This window comes from Streptomyces sp. NPDC088246 (assembly GCF_044741025.1).
Taxonomy (GTDB): domain Bacteria; phylum Actinomycetota; class Actinomycetes; order Streptomycetales; family Streptomycetaceae; genus Streptomyces.
Genome location: NZ_JBIURV010000072.1, coordinates 1 through 20,574 on the forward strand (window position 1 = coordinate 1; position 20,574 = coordinate 20,574).

Annotated in this window: 18 protein-coding genes and 2 pseudogenes; 13 read left to right on the plus strand and 7 right to left on the minus strand. The window is 68.6% G+C overall.

Features of this window, described 5'->3' with window-relative positions; genetic code table 11:
* Nucleotides 1-416 precede the first annotated feature (416 nt).
* The gene (locus tag ACIPEK_RS42085) at nt 417-1,268 is read right to left on the minus strand and encodes a LysR family transcriptional regulator (RefSeq protein WP_402007597.1); all 852 of its coding nucleotides are present in this window, start codon (nt 1,266-1,268) and stop codon (nt 417-419) included.
* 81 nt (nt 1,269-1,349) lie between these two features.
* Between ACIPEK_RS42085 and ACIPEK_RS42090 the strand changes: the two genes are divergently transcribed.
* Nucleotides 1,350-1,844, plus strand: coding sequence for a cupin domain-containing protein (locus ACIPEK_RS42090; RefSeq protein ID WP_327270881.1), 495 nt, complete (start codon nt 1,350-1,352; stop codon nt 1,842-1,844).
* Nucleotides 1,845-2,012: 168 nt separating this feature from the next.
* Nucleotides 2,013-2,372, plus strand: coding sequence for a DoxX family protein (locus ACIPEK_RS42095; protein WP_383080052.1), 360 nt, complete (start codon nt 2,013-2,015; stop codon nt 2,370-2,372).
* A 408-nt stretch (nt 2,373-2,780) separates the two neighbouring features.
* On the opposite strand, the gene ACIPEK_RS42100 is transcribed toward ACIPEK_RS42095, so the two are convergent.
* The 3 genes from ACIPEK_RS42100 to ACIPEK_RS42110 all read right to left on the minus strand — a co-directional run bounded on the left by ACIPEK_RS42100 (nt 2,781) and on the right by ACIPEK_RS42110 (nt 4,720).
* Nucleotides 2,781-2,975 carry a hypothetical protein gene (locus tag ACIPEK_RS42100; RefSeq protein WP_402007600.1) on the minus strand — a complete coding sequence of 65 codons (195 nt, stop codon included), beginning with the start codon at nt 2,973-2,975 and terminating at the stop codon, nt 2,781-2,783.
* A complete protein-coding gene (locus tag ACIPEK_RS42105) occupies nt 2,972-3,373 on the minus strand; it encodes an ATP-binding protein (protein ID WP_402007602.1) in 402 nt (133 codons plus the stop codon). Before ACIPEK_RS42105 ends, ACIPEK_RS42100 begins: the two co-directional genes overlap by 4 nt.
* A 72-nt stretch (nt 3,374-3,445) precedes the next feature.
* Entirely contained in the window at nt 3,446-4,720 is a 1,275-nt protein-coding gene (locus ACIPEK_RS42110; RefSeq protein ID WP_402007604.1) for a helix-turn-helix domain-containing protein, read from the minus strand.
* Nucleotides 4,721-5,107: 387 nt separating this feature from the next.
* Here ACIPEK_RS42110 and ACIPEK_RS42115 point away from each other — a divergent pair, with 387 nt between their 5' ends.
* The 3 genes from ACIPEK_RS42115 to ACIPEK_RS42125 all read left to right on the plus strand — a co-directional run bounded on the left by ACIPEK_RS42115 (nt 5,108) and on the right by ACIPEK_RS42125 (nt 8,211).
* Nucleotides 5,108-5,800 carry a TetR/AcrR family transcriptional regulator gene (locus ACIPEK_RS42115; protein WP_402007606.1) on the plus strand — a complete coding sequence of 231 codons (693 nt, stop codon included), beginning with the start codon at nt 5,108-5,110 and terminating at the stop codon, nt 5,798-5,800.
* Nucleotides 5,801-5,853: 53 nt separating this feature from the next.
* The gene (locus ACIPEK_RS42120) at nt 5,854-7,374 is read left to right on the plus strand and encodes an FAD-dependent oxidoreductase (protein WP_402007608.1); all 1,521 of its coding nucleotides are present in this window, start codon (nt 5,854-5,856) and stop codon (nt 7,372-7,374) included.
* Between the two features lie 408 nt (nt 7,375-7,782).
* Nucleotides 7,783-8,211, plus strand: coding sequence for a hypothetical protein (locus tag ACIPEK_RS42125; protein ID WP_402007610.1), 429 nt, complete (start codon nt 7,783-7,785; stop codon nt 8,209-8,211).
* Nucleotides 8,212-8,234: 23 nt separating this feature from the next.
* Here ACIPEK_RS42125 and ACIPEK_RS42130 read toward each other — a convergent pair whose 3' ends face one another.
* A complete protein-coding gene (locus tag ACIPEK_RS42130; RefSeq protein WP_402007612.1) occupies nt 8,235-8,687 on the minus strand; it encodes a transposase family protein in 453 nt (150 codons plus the stop codon).
* Between the two features lie 256 nt (nt 8,688-8,943).
* Nucleotides 8,944-9,063: pseudogene (locus tag ACIPEK_RS42135) on the minus strand (DUF4440 domain-containing protein); the annotation flags it as partial.
* Between the two features lie 288 nt (nt 9,064-9,351).
* Between ACIPEK_RS42135 and ACIPEK_RS42140 the strand changes: the two are divergent.
* The 4 genes from ACIPEK_RS42140 to ACIPEK_RS42155 all read left to right on the plus strand — a co-directional run bounded on the left by ACIPEK_RS42140 (nt 9,352) and on the right by ACIPEK_RS42155 (nt 16,130).
* Nucleotides 9,352-10,083, plus strand: a complete 732-nt coding sequence (locus ACIPEK_RS42140) for a hypothetical protein (protein ID WP_402007614.1) — start codon at nt 9,352-9,354, stop codon at nt 10,081-10,083.
* 405 nt (nt 10,084-10,488) lie between these two features.
* On the plus strand, nt 10,489-12,552 hold the full coding sequence (locus ACIPEK_RS42145; protein WP_402007616.1) for a discoidin domain-containing protein: 2,064 nt from the start codon (nt 10,489-10,491) through the stop codon (nt 12,550-12,552).
* Between the two features lie 222 nt (nt 12,553-12,774).
* A complete protein-coding gene (locus ACIPEK_RS42150; protein ID WP_402007618.1) occupies nt 12,775-14,835 on the plus strand; it encodes an alpha-galactosidase in 2,061 nt (686 codons plus the stop codon).
* Entirely contained in the window at nt 14,832-16,130 is a 1,299-nt protein-coding gene (locus ACIPEK_RS42155; RefSeq protein WP_402007620.1) for an MFS transporter, read from the plus strand. Before ACIPEK_RS42150 ends, ACIPEK_RS42155 begins: the two co-directional genes overlap by 4 nt.
* Before the next feature lie 6 nt (nt 16,131-16,136).
* Here the strand turns inward: ACIPEK_RS42155 and ACIPEK_RS42160 are convergent, their stop codons facing one another.
* Entirely contained in the window at nt 16,137-16,760 is a 624-nt protein-coding gene (locus ACIPEK_RS42160; protein ID WP_402007622.1) for a TetR family transcriptional regulator, read from the minus strand.
* Between the two features lie 61 nt (nt 16,761-16,821).
* On the opposite strand from ACIPEK_RS42160, the gene ACIPEK_RS42165 reads away from it, so the two are divergent.
* The 4 genes and pseudogenes from ACIPEK_RS42165 (at nt 16,822) to ACIPEK_RS42180 (ending at nt 20,299) form a co-directional block, all read left to right on the plus strand.
* A complete protein-coding gene (locus ACIPEK_RS42165) occupies nt 16,822-18,156 on the plus strand; it encodes a GH1 family beta-glucosidase (RefSeq protein ID WP_402007624.1) in 1,335 nt (444 codons plus the stop codon).
* A 401-nt stretch (nt 18,157-18,557) separates the two neighbouring features.
* Nucleotides 18,558-19,037: pseudogene (locus tag ACIPEK_RS42170) on the plus strand (NAD(P)H-dependent glycerol-3-phosphate dehydrogenase); the annotation flags it as partial.
* Between the two features lie 67 nt (nt 19,038-19,104).
* Nucleotides 19,105-19,458: a hypothetical protein gene (locus tag ACIPEK_RS42175; protein WP_402007626.1), complete on the plus strand. Its 354-nt coding sequence runs from the start codon at nt 19,105-19,107 to the stop codon at nt 19,456-19,458.
* Entirely contained in the window at nt 19,445-20,299 is an 855-nt protein-coding gene (locus ACIPEK_RS42180) for a hypothetical protein (RefSeq protein WP_402007628.1), read from the plus strand. The genes ACIPEK_RS42175 and ACIPEK_RS42180 overlap by 14 nt, the downstream gene beginning before the upstream one ends.
* Nucleotides 20,300-20,574 lie beyond the last annotated feature (275 nt).

Genomic DNA, 20,574 nt, shown 5'->3' on the forward strand with positions numbered 1-20,574 from the left:
ACGCGGACGGACCTCTTCCATCTCCTCAGGAGTCACAACTGAAAGAAGATCACAATCTATCCAACGAGGATCACTTGGGGTACCTAACAAAGCCCCACTACGCGTAACGCCTCGTTGTTCACCTCCGCCGACAGCACGGCCACGTCCGCAAACGACGGAAACAACAGTTCCTCCAGCCGGAGCAAGATCTCTTCCACGACGCTGAACTGTTGGCCACACCGAGATTGGCACTGGCCATTTTCAGGCAACTCCCAGAAGGCTGATCGGAACGGTAGTCGTCACTCAGCGTGTCCCCTTCACGGAAGTTGAGCCAGAACCCGAGAAGGGACAGCAGATGTTCACCGCTTTGGGAGGCAGTTCCGAGGGCCGCGGCGTTCGAATTGTTCACGGGATGCGGCAGCGCCGGTTGCCTGTGCTCAGTGGCGGTACGCGGCTGTCGCGATCTCGACGAAGGATCGGATCAACGGGTTGGTGTCACCTTCGTTCCACACCGCGACCACTCGGCTCGGCGCCATGTCGATCAGCGGTACCACGGCCAGCTCTGCGGGCAGGTCGTGTCCGAGCGGGGCCAGGCCGACCGTGCCGTTCCACAGCACGGCCTGCAGGCATTCCTGGACGGCGCGCACCACTGGGCCCTCGCGCGGCCTGCCGCCGTTCCAGTACGACTGCCAGAAGGGGTCGGTGCCCTGCGGGAACTGGAACCAGCGGCGGTCGCTCAGCTCGGCCAGCCGCAGCCGGTCGCGGCGGGCCAGCGGATCGTCGGCGCGCAGGACCACGCCGACCGGATCGGTTCGCAGCGCACGCACCGTCAGGGCAGTCTCGTCGAACGGCGCCCGGGTCAGGGCGATGTCGACCAGCCCGGCGCGCAGCCCGCACGTCGGGTCGGTCAGGTCGGTGTCGCGGATGCGGATGTCGATGCCGGGGTGGCTTCGGCGGTAGGCGGCGGCCAGCCTGGACACTCCCGGGTCGGTGCCATCGCCCAGGATGCCGACAGTGATGGTCGCGATGCCGGCCGCCGCGCTCACGCGTACACGGACGCGGTCGGCGTGGTCGAGTAGGGCCCGCGCCTCGTCGAGCAGCACCGTGCCCACCGAAGTGAGCGTGACGCCGGTGGGCGAGCGGGCGAAGAGCAGGGCCCCGACATCGGCCTCCAACTGCTTGATCGCCCGGCTCAGCGGCGGCTGACTCATGTGCAGTCGGGCGGCGGCCCGGCCGAAATGGAGTTCCTCGGCGACCGCCACGAAGTAGCGCAAGGTCCGTAGCTCCACGCTGCAACGATACCCACGGGGTATCGGCGCTGCGGGATGGGTCTTGGACACTGGCGGGGTCCCGGCGGTGCACTCGTGAGTATGACCGAAGAAGCGAAGACCAGCGAGCCGCAGGCCGACCCCGCCGTATCGGTGGTGGGTCCCGGCGACGGCGAGACGATCGTTCTGGGCACCACGCGCATGCGCGTTCTGGAGGACGGCAGCCACACTGGGCACCGCCTCGCGATCGCCGAGTCCGTCCTCGCCCCGCACACCCAGGGACCGCCGCAGCACCGCCACGCCCAACACGACGAGGGCTTCTACATACTCTCCGGCACCGTGCGGTTCACCGTCGGGGACGAGGACTGCGACGCCACCACGGGCACGCTCGTGATGGTTCCGCCCGGTACCCCTCACACCTTCGCCAACCCGACCGACCAGCCCGCCGTCATGCTCAGCACATTCACCCCCGACCTGTACGTGCAGTACTTCCGAGACCTCCAGGAGGTGCTCGCCGGCGGCCGGCCGCTGACGCGACAGGCCAACATCGACGCGATGAGCCGCTACGCGACCGAGCCCGCCACCGACCTCGCCTGAAGTCGACGGATGGACGGCCCGGCCGCGCTCCTTTCGACCGCGGGGCCGTGCCACTCCCGTCTTTCGGCGGGTCCGACCCCTCGGACGACGGACCAGCCTTCTCCAGGGCTCTTCTGGCCATCGACGCAATCGAGGGCCCCGTGAACCGGTGGCCCATGAACGGGAACCATGAACATCGCCTATTGGATCGTCGCGGGACTGCTCGCCCTCTTCTACTTCTACGCAGGCACGCTGAAGGTGATCCGCAGCCGCGATCAGCTCCGACCGATGATGGCCTGGGTCGACCGCATACCCTTGCCCGCCCTCAGGGCGCTGGGGACGGTCGAAATACTCGGCGCGACCGGCCTGGTCCTGCCACCGCTGACCGGCATCGCGCCCTCGCTGGCGCCGGCCGCAGCCATCGGCTTCGTCCTCCTGCAGACCGGTGCGATCGCCGTCCACCTGACCGGCGAAGACCGCCGGATCGCACTCAACGTCGGGCTCACCGCCACCGCGGCCATGACCATCTGGCTGGCCACCAGGCTGTGATCGAGCACAGTCCTCGACCGGAGGATGCGAATCCGGGGCCGGCCGCCCCACGGCCGCTGTCATTTCTCATGAACATCGAACACGCCGCCATCCACGCGCTGCTCGGTGAGGCGTACATCTGCTGTCGCAACTCGTGAACAGAGCCACCCAGCCCGGACACCAGCCGCGAAGCAGGGCTCTCGTGGTCACGCGCTCGCATCCCGCGGCTGACTTGCCTCAACCAGGCCCCCTGGCCGAAGAACCTGACCCTCCGGGTCAACTGACACCGCCAGAACTGGAACGCAGCGGTGTCCCGGAACCCATCACGGGGCGGGTTCCAGAACACCGCTTCCGGCCGCTGCCCGTGACGGGGGAGGCACGGGCAGCGGGGTTCTTGGGCTGGCTACGGCCCGCTCCTGCGGCGGGTTCTCACAGATCCCCCGCAGCGATCAGTTCGGCGCGGGTCCACCTCACCTTCAGCTGCGTCGGGTTCTCCGCCGGCCGTTCCTCCCGCCCGGTGGCACGCAGCCAGATGACACCGCCCCGGATGTCGGTGACGATCGCGCGGACCCTGCCCTCCATCACCTCGTCGCCGACCCCCGGCAGGTCATCGGTCCTGGTCATCCGCTCACCTGCATCTCAGCCCATACGCGTTTACCCCACGGTCGCGTTCCGGAGCCCATCAGGTCGTAGCCCCATCGGTCGGCCAGCTCGTCGACCAGGACCAGGACCAGGACCAGGACCAGGCCGCACCCGTTGACGTCATCTGGGGCTGGGGTGCGCATTTCCGGTAACCGCTGGGGTGCCCGGTCGATCACGGCCACATAGACCCGGTCGTCCGCGGGACGGTCGACGATGATGCGGACCGCAGGACCATGGGTATGTCGGACCGCATTCGTGACCAGTTCCGACAGCAGCAGCGCTGCCGTCTCCGCCGCGTCGTCCAGGCCCCATGCGCACAGCGCCACGCGAGCCAGGCGCCGGGCATCGCCAGACCTCGGGTCAGTGGTGGGTCGGAGCACGACCGTAAATGCCGGAGGGGGTAGCGACGGGTACAGTCGCTACCCCCTCTCCGAGGGGTACAGGTTGTACCCCTACGCGGCGACCCCGAGTTGACGCGCGAGACCGCGCACGTCGTCGCGGATGACGGCACTGCCGTTCTCCGCCAACTCCACGGCCGCACCCCTGGCGAACAGGTTGTACCTCGCCGTCTCCGGGCTGGCCTTGTACGCCTTCTTCAACAGATGCACGACGGCGACGGACTCGCCCTCCAGGCTGTACGCGCGCGCTGTTTCGATGAGGTGGAAGCTGCGGCGGGTGGCCGACGGCATGGTGCCGAGGTCGATGTGCGTTGCCGCGTCGACGGCCGCGCCCGACCGGATGAGATCGTTGTTCATGGTGATCGCGTACGCGTTGACCATGTCCTGGCCGAAGATCAGCCAGGGATGCGCGTAGCCGTCGCCGAGACGGTGGGCGGCCTCGTCTGCCTTGTCCCAGTGCCGTTCGGCGTTGCCTTTCTGCCCGACCTTCGCGTACGACAGAGCGGCGGCCAGGTGCAGCAGACCGCCGAGGGTGATGTCCTCGGATCCGCGGTCCGGGTCGAGCAGCGTGATGGACTTCATCGCCAGGTCGACGCGGGCCTCGTGGCGTTCCCCGGCGTCGCGGAATACATGGTTGAGGTACCACGCTGAGGCGGCGATGGCGCGCGGGCTGTCGGCGTCCTGAGCGATGGTCATGGACCGGTCGCCGGTGAGCATCACCAGTTCCTGCGCGGGCTGGAAAGAGAGGTACAGCTGTGCGAGGTGGTAGGCCTGCGCGAGGCTGACCTGGACCCGCCGACGATCGGCTCCATCGTGCGCGCGGGAGGCGTGCTTGAGGTCCGCCAGCAGAGCCGGGAGGACGTCGGCTACGCGGGTGCGGTGGTCACCGACGCCGTGCCATGACTGCCAGGCATGTCGGACCCTCGTCGCGAGCGCTGCCGCCGGCGCGGGTTCCTCGTCGCGGGCCAGCACGTTGTAGTCCGTCAGCGCTTCCTTCACTCGCAGGAGCGAGGGGTGGGCTCCTTTGGTGTAGGTGGCGGTCGCCAGACGCTCATCACCGGTGAGCAAGGCGAGATCGTCCACGCCGAGCGCCTCCGCCAGGCGAAGAAGGAGCGGCAGGCGTGGCATGCCCAGGCGGTCATTCTCGATGGCCTTAACCCATTCCGTACTGCGGCCGACGAGACCAGCGAGCACCGGCCGTGCCTGCCCTCTCCGTTCACGTGCTCGTCGGACCCGCTGACCGAACGTGTGAGGGCCATTTTCAGCGTCTTGCGCCATGATGGACTCCGTTCTGACGTCGCACTCAGGACGGTACCCGGGCCCGAGCATCCGTCGAAGCCGGCGTCCACCGTATGGCCCTCATGAAGCGGCACGCGGACCTGAAGATCGAGTTCTACGAGCGCATCCGCACCGAGACCCAGCAGATGCCAGAGACGGAGAAGCGACTGCGGCAAACCGTCACCCGACTCAAGTCGACTAATCTCCAACCAGCGATAAGAGATCGCAGAACTCCGCCAGTTGGTGACCAACCTGACCCTGGCCAGCGCGGTTCTCATCCAGCGGGAAGAGTCGGCCGCCGACAACGTCGTTCCGTTCCGTCCACCCCTCACCTGACGTCAGTCGAACAAGCGCCTGGGCACTTTCGGAAGGTACGCTGAAACAGTTGGAGCGTTGCACCAATTTGGTGCGGCGCTCCAAGTGTGTCACGGTGGAGGCATGGCAACGAGAACCCGCCGGCCTCAGCGGCGTAACCAAGTGCTCTCCCAGGAGCAGATCATCGAGGCTGCGATCGAGCTGCTCGATGCGGGTGGCGAGAGCGCGCTGACCACTCGAGCGTTGACCGAGCGCCTGTCCACCGGGTCCGGGGCGATCTACTACCGGGTGGGCAGCCGTGACGAGCTGCTGGACATGGCAACGGAAACGGTCGTCACCGCTGCGCTGGCAGCCAAGCCCGCCTCGGCCGCGGCCACGCCCGAGGACAAGATCCGCAGCGTCGCGCTGGCACTGTTCGACGCGATCGCCGAGCACCAGTGGCTCGCGACACGGCTGACTCTGCAGATCGTCCGGAAGCCATTCGGCCCGGTGACGGTGGGGATCTTCGAGAGGATCGGCCGTCAGGTGGGCGCGCTGGGTGTGCCACAGGCTTCCTGGTTCGACGCCGCCTCGACGCTTGTGCACTACATCCTCGGGGCCGTCAGCCAGAACGCCCGCATCGACGGTGACACCTCGACCGTCCAGCCCGACCGTGCCGAGTTTCTCGGAGCGACGGCGACGGCCTGGCAGGACCTCGCTCCCGAGGACTACCCGTTCACGCACGCCATCGTCGGTCAGATAAGGGAGCACGACGATCGCGAGCAGTTCCTCACCGGCATCGCCATCGTCCTCGATGGCCTGACCCGGCTCGGCTGACCTGTCCCATCCGGCCCGGGTCCCCAGCGTGCGGTTTCAGGAAGGTATCTCCCATGCGTGACGTAGTGATTGCAGGCGGCGGCCCGGTCGGTTTGTTCCTGGCCACCGAGCTCGCCCTGGGCGGCTGTTCCGTCCTGGTCCTGGAGCGGGACGAGGAGGTCACCTCGCCCTACAAGGCGCTCCCGCTCGGATTGCGCGGCCTGAGCGCAGGATCGGCCGAGGTGTTCTATAGCCGCGGCCTGCTCGAAGCGGTGATTGACGCTTCCGGCGCCGATGCGAAGAAAGTTGGCGCGGCCCCCGACGCGATCGAGGCGCCAGCTCCCCGGGACGTGAGCCATTTCGCGGGCATGGGCCTGGACGCGGCCGACATCGACGTGTCCGCCTTCCCGTTCCGGCTGCCCAGCCCGGCGATGGAAGGTTTCATGACCAGCCTCGAAGCGGTCAGCAAGGTCCTGGCCGAGCGTGCCATTGCGCTCGGCGTGGACATCGTCCGCGGCGCTCCCGTCACGGCTGTGACGCAGGACGAACAGTCCGTCGCCGTCACGGCAGCCGGACAGGAGTACCAGGCGCGCTACCTGGTGGGATGCGACGGCGGCCGCAGCACGGTGCGCGGCCTCGCCGGCTTCGACTTCGTCGGCACGGATCCGCTCTTCACCGGCTACGTCGCGCGCGTCACCTTCACCGACCCGCAGCAGCTGCCACTCGGCTTCAACCTGACGCCGAACGGCATGTATCTGCGTACGCCCTTCGAGGGGCACCTGGGCATGATGGACTTCGACGGCGGCACGTTCGACCGTTCCCAGCTGCTGACCCGTGAGCACCTCCAGGAGGTCCTGCGCCGCATCACCGATACCGACCTGACGCTGACCGATGTTCATCTGGCATCGAGCTTCACGGACCGTGCGATGCAGGTGACGACCTACCGCAAGGGCCGCGTCCTGCTCGCCGGCGACGCCGCGCACATCCACTCCCCCCTCGGCGGCCAGGGGCTCAACCTCGGCATCGGTGACGCCGCCAACCTCGGCTGGAAGCTCGCCGCGACCGTGCACGGCGCCGCGCCCGAAGGGCTGCTCGACACTTACACCAGTGAGCGCCACCCCGTCGGCGCCGCCATCCTGGACTGGTCACGCGCCCAGGTCGCCACCATGAAGCCCGGCCCCAATGCCCCCGCGCTGCGGCAGCTGGTCCACGAGCTGCTGAGCACCACGGACGGAACGACCCTCGCCTACCGGAAGACAACCGGGTTCAACCGCTACGCCCTGGGCAGCGCGCAGCCGCTCGTCGGCAGCACCGCCCCCGACTTCCACTTCGAGGACGGCACTCGCCTCGGTGATCTGTTGCGCCAAGGCCGGGGCGTGGTCCTCGACTTCACCGGCGACCACGCGCTGCAGCGTGCGGCCAAGAGCTGGCAGGGCCGGATCCAGTACGCGCCCGGCGCGGCACGCAACGACCTCGGATTCAACGCCCTGCTCATACGCCCGGACGGCATTGTGGCCTGGGTAGACGATCAAGCTCTCGACCTTAAGGCGTTCCAGCAGGCCGCGACCCGCTGGTTCGGCAGCCCGCAGAACTAGAAGCCACGGGCCCGCTCCGGCTGGACAGATCGCTGCGCGAAACCGCTACAGGCGCCGCCGCTGCGGCGGGCCGTCGCCGGGCTCGCGCCCGGGGCAGGTAAGCCCCGGCGGCGGCCTTTGGCCGACGCACACGGGGCAACTCCCCCTGTCAAGCGCCCGTTCGCGCACCACGATGCCGCCCGCAGCCCGGGGGAGAGTCAGCAAGGCCGTCACCTTCGCCGCGGCCCCACGCCCTGAGCGGCCCCGGACCGTTCCCGCACGGCCGTCCCCTCCCATCGCGCGCCCCAGCGGCGGCCGGCTACGCCCCCGTGCCCCGCACCGATACCCCTCTTCGGCCCTTTGGAGATGAACATGACCACACGTCAGCGTCACACCATGTCAACGAAAGCCAAGGTAATAGTCGCTTCCATGGCTGCGATCGCCGTGGTCGGGCTCGCCGTGCCGGCGATCACTTCCGCACAGGCGGAAGCCCCCGCCCACGCCGACACCGCGTCCGTCACCAGCGCCGTACAGAGTAAACACCCTGACGCCCGCTGTGACGAAGTGCAGGTCCTGGTAACGGTCAGGCAGATATGCAAGGCCCACATATACGGAGAGCTGTGTCAGCCACGCAATGGCGGCAAGACGAGCAAGACCGTTCAACTGCTGGTGCCGGGCTCCACCTACAACGACAGCTACTACGACATGCCGGTGAAGTCTTCCCGCTACTCGTACGTCTCCAAAGCCCTCGACGACGGCTTCTCCACCTTCAACATCGACCGGCTCGCCACGGGCAAGAGCACCCTGCCGCCCAGCTCGCGGTACACCCTCGACTCCGGGACCGAAGCGATCCACTAAATGATCACCAAACTGCGTGCGGGTCAGATCAAGGACCGCGCGTTGGCGCGGGCGGGGTCGGTGCGGAGCTTGGTGAGGATCCGCCAGTTTTTGAGGTGGGTGAAGCCGTGTTCGACCGGTGCGCGTCCGGTGGCGAGAACCCGGTTGGCGGTCTTTTGGCCGGGGGTGAGCTTGTGGACGCGGGTAGCGGTGAAACCGGTGACGACCACGGGGTCGCGTACGTCGTTGTCCAGGCCGCGGAAGCCGAGGTCCGCGAGGGCGCCGAGACCGGCGGCGCGCAGGTGGGCCAAGACGTGATCGTGGCGGGCGACGGTGATGTCGTGGGTGCGGCCGGGCCGGGCCGCCGCGCCGTCCAGCAGCGTGAGCGCGGCGGCACGCGAGGCAATCGTCAGCAGCTGGTTGAGCGAGCCGAGGACGCCGTCCTGCGGGGCAGTCTCGTCGAACAGCTCGCGCAGCACGCCTGGTCGAAGAGGCACTCGAACTCACCCATCTCAGCATCCGCCAATACCAGCGGCCAGGCGGGGAAGTCATTGCCCCACTCGTAGTCGCTCCATCCAAAAGTGACCGGGTACGCGTCATCCCCATGTCCGCGGAGCTGTTCGGCGTGATCGCGTCCATCGTCCGGCGCCACACACGGGACGGCCGCACGATCCCACTGCTGCCGCGCTACGACCCGGGTCGTCCCAGTTGGCGGTGCGGCGGTAGCAGGTGGCCGTCGATACACCACGCCACCGGACGTGACCCAAGCATCTCGTCATACGTCCACCGCCGCCCCGAAGCGCCGACCTCTACGAAGCCCGGGTCCATCAGCTGTCGGGCAAGCGAGCGTGACATGCGCACGCTGGGGTCCATAAGGCGAAGCTCGCCTGCGATCGCTTCGCGTACCTCATCCGTCTCTCGGCTCAGGTATCTTCGCCCAGGTGACCAAGCCCGTCGCAACCGAGTTACCACGCGCGGAGCACAACTCGGCTTCCGGGCCGGCTGGTCGCCACCTGTCGAGACGACCCTGAGCCACGCCCGCACCGCGGACCTGCGCCGGTCGATCCCCGCCCAGCACCACCGCGAACCCGCCGTGCGAGCCCTCCACAACACCTCGCCTCAAGCCCCGGCGGCCCCCGACGCAAAGGGGGCGGGCGGGGGATGCGGAACACTGCCCGGGTGATCGTGATGCAACCTGTCCTGGAGATCTACCCCCTTGATGGCTTTGCCCTCTGGCCCGTCGCCGAGATCGAGTCGTTCGGCTACCTGCCACTCAGCGGTGAGCTCGCCCCCGCCGAGGTCGGGACAGCGGTGATGCGCATCGTCGGCTGCAACGACATCGACCCTGAACTCGACAACCGGCCGCCCCGGCCCGCCGACCCGCTCGGATCGTTCCTGCACGGGCTGCTGACCTTCGACAGCCTCTTCGCGGCCGGTGGCATGCGAGTCACGGACAGCTCCTCAGGCATCACCTTCCTGCCCGGCTGCTGCAATGGCCTGGAGGACTGGCGTGACTGGCACAAGGTCGTCGACGGCAGCGGCCACGCCTCCTTCGGCCACGACCCCGATCCGTTCGCCGAGCGCCTCGCCGACACCGTCCGATTGACCGTCGACGCCGAGCAGGACGACAGCCCGGTGATCGAGCTCTCCATCACGGAGTTCCGCCGACTGCTCGACGGTGCCGAGCATGACCTGACCAACTTCCTTGCAATAGCCGCTACTGGGTGTCGCAGTACCTGCCGGGCCACTTCACCCCCGTCACCGCCGCGCTCGCGCGCGTACTCGCCCTGCCCGCGTCGTCCGTGCCGCCAAAGCCATGGGTTGACGGCAATGCTCCGCCGATCAACTGATGGCCGAATGCCTCCGGCACAGTCGTCGTGTGCGACGCGGTGAGCATGTCGCGCGCAGAAGAAATGCAACGCCGTGATCGCTCCCGAGCGAGCCGGTTGCGCGTAGTTGTACACCGGCCGTCCCGCGCCGTGATGCCGCAGGTCAAGAGCACAGGCTGCACTACACCCGGCTCGTGTAGGGCGAAGACCTCGGACAATGGGTCACGGCGCAGCGGCTGCCCGCGCCGCAGTCACGCCCGTCCCCGCAGGTGCCTGCGTACGCGCCCGTCATGTCCGAGGCACCCGTACGCTCCGTGATCTCGACAGCAGGCGTGCGAGCACCCCGTTTCCGGTGGGGTGCTCTTCCTCATTTCCCGACGATGGCCCCGTCAGGGGCTTGGCGTTGCGGGCTCGTATCCCTAAGTTATGAGCAGAACATGAGTCCCGCTCACATTTAAGGATCTATGCGATGACCATGGTTCAACCTCCGTACCGCAGACTCAGATCCCTCACGGTGGTGTCACTGCTCCTCGCCGTGATGACCCTGGCACTCGGCCCGATGCCCAGCTCCGCGGCGGAGCCCAACTGGTGGGATCCGACCGCCCGGCCCGCACCCGACGCGCAGATCGGCGTCACGGGCGAGCCTTTCAAGGGCACCGACGCCCAGGGGCGTGTAAGGGGCTTCGTCGACGCCCACGACCACATCATGTCCAACGAGGGCTTCGGCGGCCGGCTGATCTGCGGCAAGCCGTTCTCGGAGCAGGGCGTCGCCGACGCGCTCAAGGACTGCCCCGAGCACTACCCCGACGGCACGGGCGCCGTCTTCGACTTCATCACCAAGGGCGACGGGAAGCACGACCCCAACGGGTGGCCCACGTTCAAGGACTGGCCCGCCCACGACTCGCTGACCCACCAACAGAACTACTACGCCTGGATCGAGCGGGCCTGGCGCGGCGGCCAGCGGGTGCTGGTCAACGACCTGGTCACCAACGGCGTGATCTGCTCGGTCTACTTCTTCAAGGACCGCAGCTGCGACGAGATGACCGCCATCCGTCTTGAGGCGCAGAAGACGTACGACATGCAGGCCTTCATCGACAAGATGTACGGCGGCCCGGGCAAGGGCTGGTTCCGGATCGTCACCGACAGCGCGCAGGCCCGCGAGGTCATCAAGCAGGGCAAGCTGGCCGTCGTCCTGGGGGTCGAGACCTCCGAGCCGTTCGGCTGCAAGCAGATCCTGGGCGTCGCGCAGTGCAGCAAGGAGGACATCGACCGCGGCCTGGACGAGCTGCACCAACTGGGCGTGCGCAGCATGTTCCTGTGTCACAAGTTCGACAACGCCCTGTGCGGGGTGCGCTACGACTCCGGCGCCCTCGGTACGGCCATCAACGTGGGCCAGTTCCTGTCGACCGGCACCTTCTGGAAGACGGAGACCTGCCGCGGCCCGCAGCACGACAACCCCATCGGCAACGCGAAGGCACCCGGGGCGGAGAAGCAGCTGCCGGCGGGGGTGGCCGTCCCCTCGTACGCCTCGGACGCGCAGTGCAACACCCGCGGGCTGACCGGCCTGGGTGCGTACGCGGTGCGCGGCATGATGGAACGTCACATGATGCTGGAGCTCGACCACATGAGTGTCAAGGCCGCGGATCAGGCCTTCGACATCCTGGAGTCCGAGTCGTACCCGGGCGCCATCTCCTCGCACAGCTGGATGGACCTGGGCTGGACCGAGCGGCTCTACAAGCTCGGCGGGTTCGCCGCCCAGTACATGAGCGGCTCCGAGGCGTTCAGCGCGGAGGCCGAGCGCACGGACGCGCTGCGCGAGAAGTACAAGGTCGGCTACGGCTACGGCACCGACATGAACGGTGTCGGCGGCTGGCCCGCCCCGCGGGGCGGGGACACCCCGAACCCGGTCAAGTACCCCTTCCCCAGCACGGACGGCGGCTCGGTGATCGACAAGCAGACCGCCGGCGAACGCACATGGGACTTCAACACCGATGGCGCCGCGCACTACGGCATGGTCCCGGACTGGATCGAGGACATCCGGATCGTCGGCGGCCAGGGGGTCGTGGACGACCTCTTCTCGGGCGCCGAGTCCTACCTCCGCACCTGGGGCAACACCGAGCAGCACACGTCCGGGGCGAACCTGGCCTCGGGCGCCACCGCCTCGGCGTCCTCGTCGGAATGGTGGAACCCGTTCGTCAGCTTCGCGCCCGGCAAGGCCGTGGACGGCGACGACGGCACCCGCTGGGCCAGCGAGTGGAACAACGACCAGTGGCTGCGGATCGACCTCGGATCCTCGAAGCCGGTCGAGCGTGTCACCCTCGACTGGGAGGCGGCGTACGCGAAGTCGTACCGCGTCGAGCTGTCGGATGACGGCACGGCCTGGAAGACGGTCTGGTCCACGACCGCCGGTGACGGTGGCCTGGACACGGCGCGTTTCGCCGGAACTCCGGCGCGCTACATACGGATCAAGGGGCTGGAGCGCGGCACCCAGTGGGGCTACTCACTTCGCGAGGTCGGCGTCTACGCCAACTGACGCACCCGTGAGGCGGTGTCCAGGGCCGGGGCCGGCCGAATCAGCTCTCCTGATCCGGCCGGCCCCGGCTGACTTTCCGGCGCGTTCGCCGACCGAGCCGCGCAGAGCGCAGGGAACCACACGCCGCGAAATTCGATAGCCCCCGTCAGGGGCTTGGCGTTGCGGGCTCGCATGCCTAACGTATGAGCAGAACATGAGCCCTACTCACGTTTGAGGATTTTCGTGATCACTCACCACTCCGAAGCCCGCCTCTGGCTCCTGAGCACCCCTGGCACCTCGTACGCCTTCCGGCTGGACGCCGACGACGTCCCCCGGCACGTGCACTGGGGCCGCCCGCTGACCCCGGAGCAGGCCGTCGTGATCGCGGCCGACCTGCCCGACGAGGACCCCGGCGGCGACGACCCTGGGGGTGAGGAGTACGTGGTCGAGGGCGGCCTGCGGTTCGGGGCGCCGTCGCTGACCGTCCGGTTCGACGACGGTGTCCGTGGCTTCGAGTGGCGGTTCCTCTCGCACACGGTCGAGGACGACCTGCTCACGCTCTCCTTCACCGACCGTGTCCGCTCCCTCGGTCTCGACCTGCACTACCGGCTCCGGGACGGCCATGACCAGATCGAGCGCTGGGCCGTCCTCACCGCTGACGAGCCGGTTGACGTCCTGCGGTTCGACTCCGCCGCCTGGACGCTGCCCGCCCGCGACGACTACCGGGTCAGTCATGTGGTGGGGGAATGGGGCCGGGAGTTCCAACTCCGGCGCGACCGGGTGCCCGTCGGGGAGACCGTGTTCACCAGCCGCCTCGGCATCACGGGACAGCACGCCGGGCCGTGGCTGATGCTCGACGCGCAGGACGCCGCCGAGGAGCACGGCGAGGTCTGGAGCGCGGCCCTGGCCTGGAGCGGCAGCCGCCGGATCACCCTGCGCCGCGACTCCTACGGCCGCGCCTCCTGGACGGGCGGGTTCGGCCACGAGGGCCTGGTCTGGAAGCTGGCCTCCGGCGAGCGTCTGGAGACCCCCGTCTTCACCGGGCTGTATGCCCCCGACGGCTTCGGCGGCACCAGCCGCCGCTGGCACGCCTACATCGAACGTGAGGTGCTGCCCGCCCGCCCTGCCGAACGCCCGTTGATCTTCAACTCGTGGGAGGCGACCGAGTTCGACATCAGCGAGAAGCAGCAGACCGACCTGGCCGACCTGGCCGCGGGTCTCGGCGTCGAGGTCTTCGTCGTGGACGACGCCTGGTTCGGCGCGCGCACCAGCGACATGGCCGGGCTCGGCGACTGGTGGCCCAACCCCGACCGCTTCCCGTACGGTCTGGGCCCGCTCGCCGACCACGTCCGCATGCTGGGCATGGGCTTCGGCCTGTGGGTCGAGCCCGAGGCGGTCAACCCCGACAGCGACCTCTACCGTGCGCACCCCGACTGGATCCTGTGCCAGGACGGCCGTACCCGCACCCGGCGCCGCCACCAGCATGTGCTGAACTTCGCCCGCCGCGACGTCCGGGAATGGGCGGTCGACTGGCTGGTCAGGACCGTCACCGAGCTGGACGTGGTCTTCCTCAAATGGGACATGAACCGGCCCTTCAGCGAGGCAGGGCAGCCCGGTGCCGCCGACCCCGACCGGGTCTGGATCGAGCACACGCGCGGGGTCTACGAGGTGATGGACCAGCTGCGCGCCGCCCGTCCCGGCCTGTACCTGGAATCGTGCGCGGGCGGCGGCGGCCGGGCCGACCTGGGCGTGCTGGCCCGCGCCGACCAGGTCTGGACGTCGGACAACACCGACGCCGCCGACCGGGTCGCGATCCAGCACGGCCACTGCCAGCTGCTGCCCGCCCGGACCATGGGCGCCTGGGTCACCGACAGCCCGCACAGCTTCACCGCCCGCCCGACCTCGATCCGGTACCGCTTCCATGTCTCGATGGCCGGGGCGATGGGCATCGGCGGCAACCTGCGGAACTGGAGCGAGGAGGATCTGGCCTGGGCCCGGATGCTGGTCGAGCAGTACAAGCGGATCCGGCCCGTGGTGCACGGCGGCATCCAGTACCGCCTGGAGCACGACGCCGTGCAGTACCTCACCGAGAACGAGGTCGTCGTCTTCCAGTTCCAGCCGTCCGCGCTGACCCGCTCGGTCGCCCGCACCCGGCTGAAGGGCCTCGACCCCGACGCCCGCTACCGGGACGAGACCACCGGCGCCGTCCACGAGGGCGCCCTCCTGCTCAGCCACGGCCTCCCGCCGCTGCTGTCCTTCGACTGGACGAGCGAGCTCGTCCACCTCAAGAGAGTGTCCCGATGAGCCTTGCCCCCGAGCTGCCCGAGCGCCCCGAGCGCAGCCGGCTGTCCGAGCGCCCCGAGGCCCTCGCCGAGCCCGTCCGCCGGGTCGGCCCCGGCTGGGTCGCCCTGTATGTCCTGGCCAACGTCGGGGTGTTCATCCCGATGCAGGTGCCCACCACGTTCCTGATGCCCGAGCAGATCGCCCAGATCGACCCGGCGGGGAAGGTCGGCAGCTACGCCTGGGTCAGCATGATGGGCGCGATCTCGGGCATCGTCATCGCACCGCTGGCCGGCGCGCTCAGCGACCGCACCACCAGCCGGTTCGGCCGCCGCCGGCCGTGGATGCTCGTGGGCTCGCTGGTCTGCATGGCGACGCTGGTCTTCACCGGCCTCCAGACGACGGTCGTCGGGGTCGCGCTCGGCTCCCTCGTGCTGTCCGCCTCGTTCATGATCATCGGTGCCGGACTCTCCCCGGTGGTGCCCGACCAGGTCCCGGTCGCCCAGCGCGGCGCCGTGCTGGGCTGGGCCATGGTCCCGCAGGCGGGCGCCCTGATCGCGGGCGGGCTGCTGATCGGTCTGGCCACGGGCTTCGTCTCGCAGTACCTGCTGATGGCCGTACTGCCGCTCCTGATACTGCTGTTCGCGACCACCATGAAGGATCCGCCGCTGCCCCGCCTGCACCGCGAGCCGTTCTCGCTGCGCACCTTCCTGGACGGCTACCGGATCAGCCCGCGCGCGCACCCCGACTTCGTCTGGGCGATGAGCTCCCGCTTCATCATGGGTCTCGGCTACGGCATGGGCACGCTCTACCTGCCGTACTTCCTGGACGACGTACTGCACTACGAGAAGTTGTTCCCCGGCCAGTCCACCGAGGACGGTCTGCTCATCGTGATCGGCATCAATTGCCTGGCCACGATCTCTACGGTCATTCTCAGCGGCTGGCTCTCCGACAAGCTGGGCAAGCGGCGCATGCTGGTCTTCCTCGGCGGCGTCACGATGGCCGTCGCCGCGGTCCCGCTCGCGCTGTCGCCCACGTGGACCATGACGCTGGTCGCGGCCGTCATCCTGGGCCTGGGCTACGGCGTGTATCTGGCCGTCGACACCGCCCTGGTCACCGAGGTACTCCCCGCCTCGGCGGACCGCGGCAAGGACATGGCCCTGGCCAACCTGATGACCTCCCTGCCCTACGTCCTCGTCCCCCCGATCGCCTCGGTCGTGCTCGGCGGTCCGGGAGGCTACAGCTCGCTGTTCCTCTGCTCGACGGCCATGTCCGCGCTGGGCGCGGTATTGGTCTGGAAGGTCAAGGCCGTCCGCTAGGGCCGGTCACCGGCGTCGATCGTTCAGATAGCTGTTGAGGACTCGTTTGCACTCAGCGATCAGCTGGGCGTCGCCCAGCGGATCGCTACGGAAGGCGAGTTGCAGCACGCTGTCGGCGCACTCCAGGGCCACCCGCACCGCGATCTCGAATTCGGCGTCGTCCTGGACCCCTATCAGGGAGGCGGTCAGTGAGCGCAGCCTTCCGGCGACCGCGGTGTTGTTGTCCAGGGTCGGCTCCAGGATGTGGTCCTGTCCCACCGCGCCGAAGTCGACCACGCCGAAACCGGTGATCGTCCGGCGCATGGTGACGAACTCGTCGACGGTCACATCCACGATGCCCGAGATACCCTCGGGCTCCTCTTGCTCCAGCCGGTCCGCGACCCGCCCCAGGAAGGACTCCAGATTGCGGGCGGCGAGCGCACCGATCAGCCCCTCCCTGTCGGAGAAGAACTGGTAAAGGGTGCCGATGGGCACCTCGGCCCTGCGGGCCACCTCCTTGGTGGTCAGCCCTGCATAGCCGACCTCGTCCAGGAGTTCGGCGCAAGCGTCCAGCAGCCGTTCGAAGCGTTCGGCGCTGCGCTTCTGGACCGGCAGCCGGCGCAGCGTCCCTGCGGTGCGATCTTGATTCACGCTTCCATCATCCCATCGAGCGGGTTAACGTGAGCCCTGCTCATGTTTCAGGAGGTTAGACGTGACACTGGACCATCTCCCCGCGGACTTCATCTGGGGCGCCTCGACGGCGTCGTATCAGATCGAGGGCGCCACCAAGGAGGACGGCCGCGGACCCTCGGTATGGGACACCTTCACCGCGCGGCCAGGCACAATCCGCGACGGGCACACCGGTGACGTGGCCTGCGACCACTACCACCGGTACGAGGAGGACATCGCGCTGATGGCCGAGGCGGGCCTCACCGGCTACCGCTTCTCCATCGCCTGGCCCCGGATCCAGCCGACCGGCACAGGCGAGGTCAATCCCCGGGGTCTGGACTTCTATGACCGGCTGGTCGACGGCCTGCTCGCACGCGGCATCGAACCTGTCCCGACCCTGTTCCACTGGGACCTCCCGCAGGGCCTGGAGGACAGCGGCGGCTGGCTGAACCGCGACACCGCACACCGCTTCGCCGAGTACGCCGCCATCATGGCCGACAGGCTGGGCGACCGCGTCCAGAAGTGGATCACACTCAACGAGCCGTTCATCCACATGGTCTGGGGCTACGGTCTCGGCACTCACGCACCGGGCCGCACCCTGTTCCTGGACTGCCTGCCGGTCGCCCACCATCAACTGCTCGGCCATGGCCTGGCGCTGAGGGAGCTGCGGGCGCGCGGCCTCCAGGTGATGATCGCCAACAACTGCACCCCGGTCTGGCCCGCTTCGGACTCCCCCGCCGACCACGCCGCCGCGCGAGCCTATGACAACCTGCACAACCGCCTGTTCAACGACCCGATCCTCACGGGCACCTACCCGGACCTGTCGGACTTCGGCGCGGACACGACCCTCGGCGGCTCCGTGCGGGACGGCGATCTCGAACTGATCTCGGCCCCCTTGAGCGCGCTCGGCATCAACTACTACAACCCGACCCGGATCCAGGCGCCGGCGTCCGAGGGACTGCCGTTCGAAGAGGCCCCCATCGAGGGCTACCGCCGCACCTCCTTCGACTGGCCCGTCGTCCCCGACGGCCTACGGGAACTGCTCGTCGGCCTCAAGGAACGCTACCCGGCACTCCCGCCGGTCTACATCACGGAGAACGGCTGCTCGACCGAGGACGTCGTCAACGCGGACGGCACCGTCCTCGACCTCGACCGCATCGACTACTTGGACACCCACCTCCAGGCCGTCGACACCGCCGTGGCCCAGGGCGTGGACGTGCGCGGCTACTTCACCTGGACCCTGATGGACAACTTCGAATGGGCCGAGGGCTTCCACCAGCGCTTCGGTCTCGTCCACGTCGACCACGACACCCAGGTCCGCACCCCGAAGGCGTCCTTCGCGTGGTACCGCGACCTCATCCGTGCTCAGCGCGGTTGAGCCGCCCGCCGGGATCGCGTCGCGGATTGCGTACTCGCGGGGTGGTGAGCTCCGGCACGTCACGCTGATGCCTCGTCATGCTCCGGGTGTGTGTGCCCCTCCGTCCACCGGGCGGAGGGGCACGGGTCTCACACAGTTGCGATGCCCGGGTCACTCACGCCGACCTGACCGTTCTCGACGTGCCCGGCCAGGCGCCGCAGGTATCCGGCGTTGCCCTCGACCACGACCGTCAGGTCGTACCCTTGGTGGCGCGCAGGTCGATGCTCTGCACGACGGTGGCGCCGGCGCGGACCGTTTAGGTTTGGCGCCCGCCGCCGTACGCGTTGGTCACGGTGAGGTGCGCGTCGGCGGTCGACGGGTTGGTCAGGGTGAGCTTCAGGTTGCCGGCGTCGTGGCGTGCCCGGCCCTACACCAGCACCGACGTGACCGGCTGCGAGCTCGGCGGCGCCGTGAAGAACGTCATCTCCCTCGCGGTCGGCATCGCCTCGGGCATGGGCCTGGGCGACAACGCCTCTGCCATGCTCATCACCCGCGGGCTGGCGGAAACCACCCGGCTGGCCACGGCCATGGGCGCCCACCCGGCAACCCTGGCGGGTCTGGCCGGTCTGGGCGACCTGGTGGCCACCTGCTCCTCCCCGCTCTCCCGCAACCGCACCTTCGGTGTTCATCTCGGCCAGGGCCTGAGCGTCGAACAGGCGACGGCCGCCACCCGGCAGACCACCGAGGGCGTCAAGAGCGCGGAGGCGATCCTCGACCTGGCCCGTGGCCACGGCGTCGAAATGCCCATCACCGAAGTGATGTCGGACCTGCTGCACCAGAAGATCAGCCTCGACCAGGCCGCGGCCGCACTGATGCAGCGGCCTGCCAAGCCGGAGCGCTGACCCCCGCCGCCCTGTTCACGGGGCCGGCCACCGCACCTTCGCCCTCCCGTCACGGAGGTTCCCGCCCATGCACGTGTCCGTGCTGTCCGCTGCTCAGATGGCCGCCACCCTCGCCGTGGTGGCATGGATGATCACCGGCTTCACCCGCCTGCCCGGCCGCTGGCTCCGCTGGAAAATGTTCTGCCGGGCCACCTTCACCGTCATCACGCTCACCGGCACCAAAGACGGCCGCACCGAGCCCGTAAACGTCTACGACTACCTATCCCCGGGCTCGTTCATCCTCGGACCGCCTCAGCTCCAGGCAGTCCTCAACTACCTAACCCGAAGCGGCCGGTACGAACGGGTTGACGGCCACGGCCGCCTCCTGAACGCCCAGGGAGAGCAGCCCATCGAGGTGAAGGACAGCCATGTGGTTCTTTGACGCCCTGACATCCGGCTTCCAGCACCCCACCGACCCCGGACGGCTCCAGCAGTTCCGGATCGTGTTCGGTACCGTCCTTGTCCTGCGGTTCGCCCTCTCCATCGGCCAGGGCGGCTGGGACCGCTTCACCCCCGGCTCGCTCAGCTCCCACCTCGCGAAGCAGCGCTTCGGTCCCACCCGGGCCCGGCTCCTCGCCCGCGCCTACCGTCCCGCGCTGCTCGTCCGTACGGCCGCCGCCATCGCCCTGGCCGCCGGTCTCGTCCCCCGGCTGTCGCTCGTGCTGATCCTCGCCGGAGCGGCCATGGAGCTCTTCTACCTCAAGAGCCCCAACGCCGTCCGGTTCACCCTGCTGACCGGAGCCTGCCTCCTGGCCGCCGGCAACCTCGGCCACGGTCTCCACATCGAGCACAGCCCCAGCACGGCCAACACCTGGGCACAGTGCCTCCTCGTGCTGGTCACCACTGACATCTACTGGAACAGTGCCTGGCAGAAACTCCGCTCCCCCCAATTCCGCACCGGCCTCTACCTCGCCGAGTGGATTCACGTCTACGCCCAGGTCAGGGAGCAACTGCCCTACCGGCGCCAGTACGCCGTCCCCGGCTTCGTCCGCCGCCACATGGGCAACCTCACCGACCAGGATGTCCGCCTCTGGCACCTGATCTCGATCACCGCCATCGCGGCGGAGATCGCACTGCCCCCGGCGCTGCTCATCCCGCAGACCATGCCGTATGCCGTGGCCGCGGGCATCGCCATGCACGCCTCTTTCACCTGCCTCAAGCCCCGCCAGCTCATCACCTTCTCCGGCCTCACTGTCGGCACGTACCTCGCCTTCGCCGCCTGACTCCCCCGGGCCCGGGGCCCAACGGCGGCGGCATGCCCGCAAGTCTCCCCAGGTCTCCTGCATCAGCTACGGGCGCTCATGTCAATCACGCAGTGCTACATGTCCATCCGCCGTAGCAATACGAGCGGCCCTCGACGAAGTGACGAGCAGGAGCAGCGGCCCGTGCAAACGGCGCGCGCTGCTCCGGCTGCGGACGCCGGTTGGGCGCTGAGCGCCGCGCTGCCGCTCGAAAATCTCCGCGCGTAACCCCGCGGATTAGGTCAGACAGACTGATC

Excerpts from the sequence above, each read along its gene's own strand:
- ACIPEK_RS42090 (WP_327270881.1), top strand. The coding sequence starts at position 1,350 with ATGACCGAAGAAGCGAAGACCAGCGAGCCGCAGGCCGACCCCGCCGTA.
- ACIPEK_RS42095 (WP_383080052.1), top strand. The coding sequence starts at position 2,013 with ATGAACATCGCCTATTGGATCGTCGCGGGACTGCTCGCCCTCTTCTAC.
- ACIPEK_RS42100 (WP_402007600.1), bottom strand. The coding sequence starts at position 2,975 with ATGACCAGGACCGATGACCTGCCGGGGGTCGGCGACGAGGTGATGGAG.
- ACIPEK_RS42110 (WP_402007604.1), bottom strand. The coding sequence starts at position 4,720 with ATGCTCGGGCCCGGGTACCGTCCTGAGTGCGACGTCAGAACGGAGTCC.
- ACIPEK_RS42115 (WP_402007606.1), top strand. The coding sequence starts at position 5,108 with ATGGCAACGAGAACCCGCCGGCCTCAGCGGCGTAACCAAGTGCTCTCC.
- ACIPEK_RS42120 (WP_402007608.1), top strand. The coding sequence starts at position 5,854 with ATGCGTGACGTAGTGATTGCAGGCGGCGGCCCGGTCGGTTTGTTCCTG.
- ACIPEK_RS42125 (WP_402007610.1), top strand. The coding sequence starts at position 7,783 with ATGGCTGCGATCGCCGTGGTCGGGCTCGCCGTGCCGGCGATCACTTCC.
- ACIPEK_RS42140 (WP_402007614.1), top strand. The coding sequence starts at position 9,352 with ATGCGGAACACTGCCCGGGTGATCGTGATGCAACCTGTCCTGGAGATC.
- ACIPEK_RS42145 (WP_402007616.1), top strand. The coding sequence starts at position 10,489 with ATGACCATGGTTCAACCTCCGTACCGCAGACTCAGATCCCTCACGGTG.
- ACIPEK_RS42155 (WP_402007620.1), top strand. The coding sequence starts at position 14,832 with ATGAGCCTTGCCCCCGAGCTGCCCGAGCGCCCCGAGCGCAGCCGGCTG.
- ACIPEK_RS42175 (WP_402007626.1), top strand. The coding sequence starts at position 19,105 with ATGCACGTGTCCGTGCTGTCCGCTGCTCAGATGGCCGCCACCCTCGCC.
- ACIPEK_RS42180 (WP_402007628.1), top strand. The coding sequence starts at position 19,445 with ATGTGGTTCTTTGACGCCCTGACATCCGGCTTCCAGCACCCCACCGAC.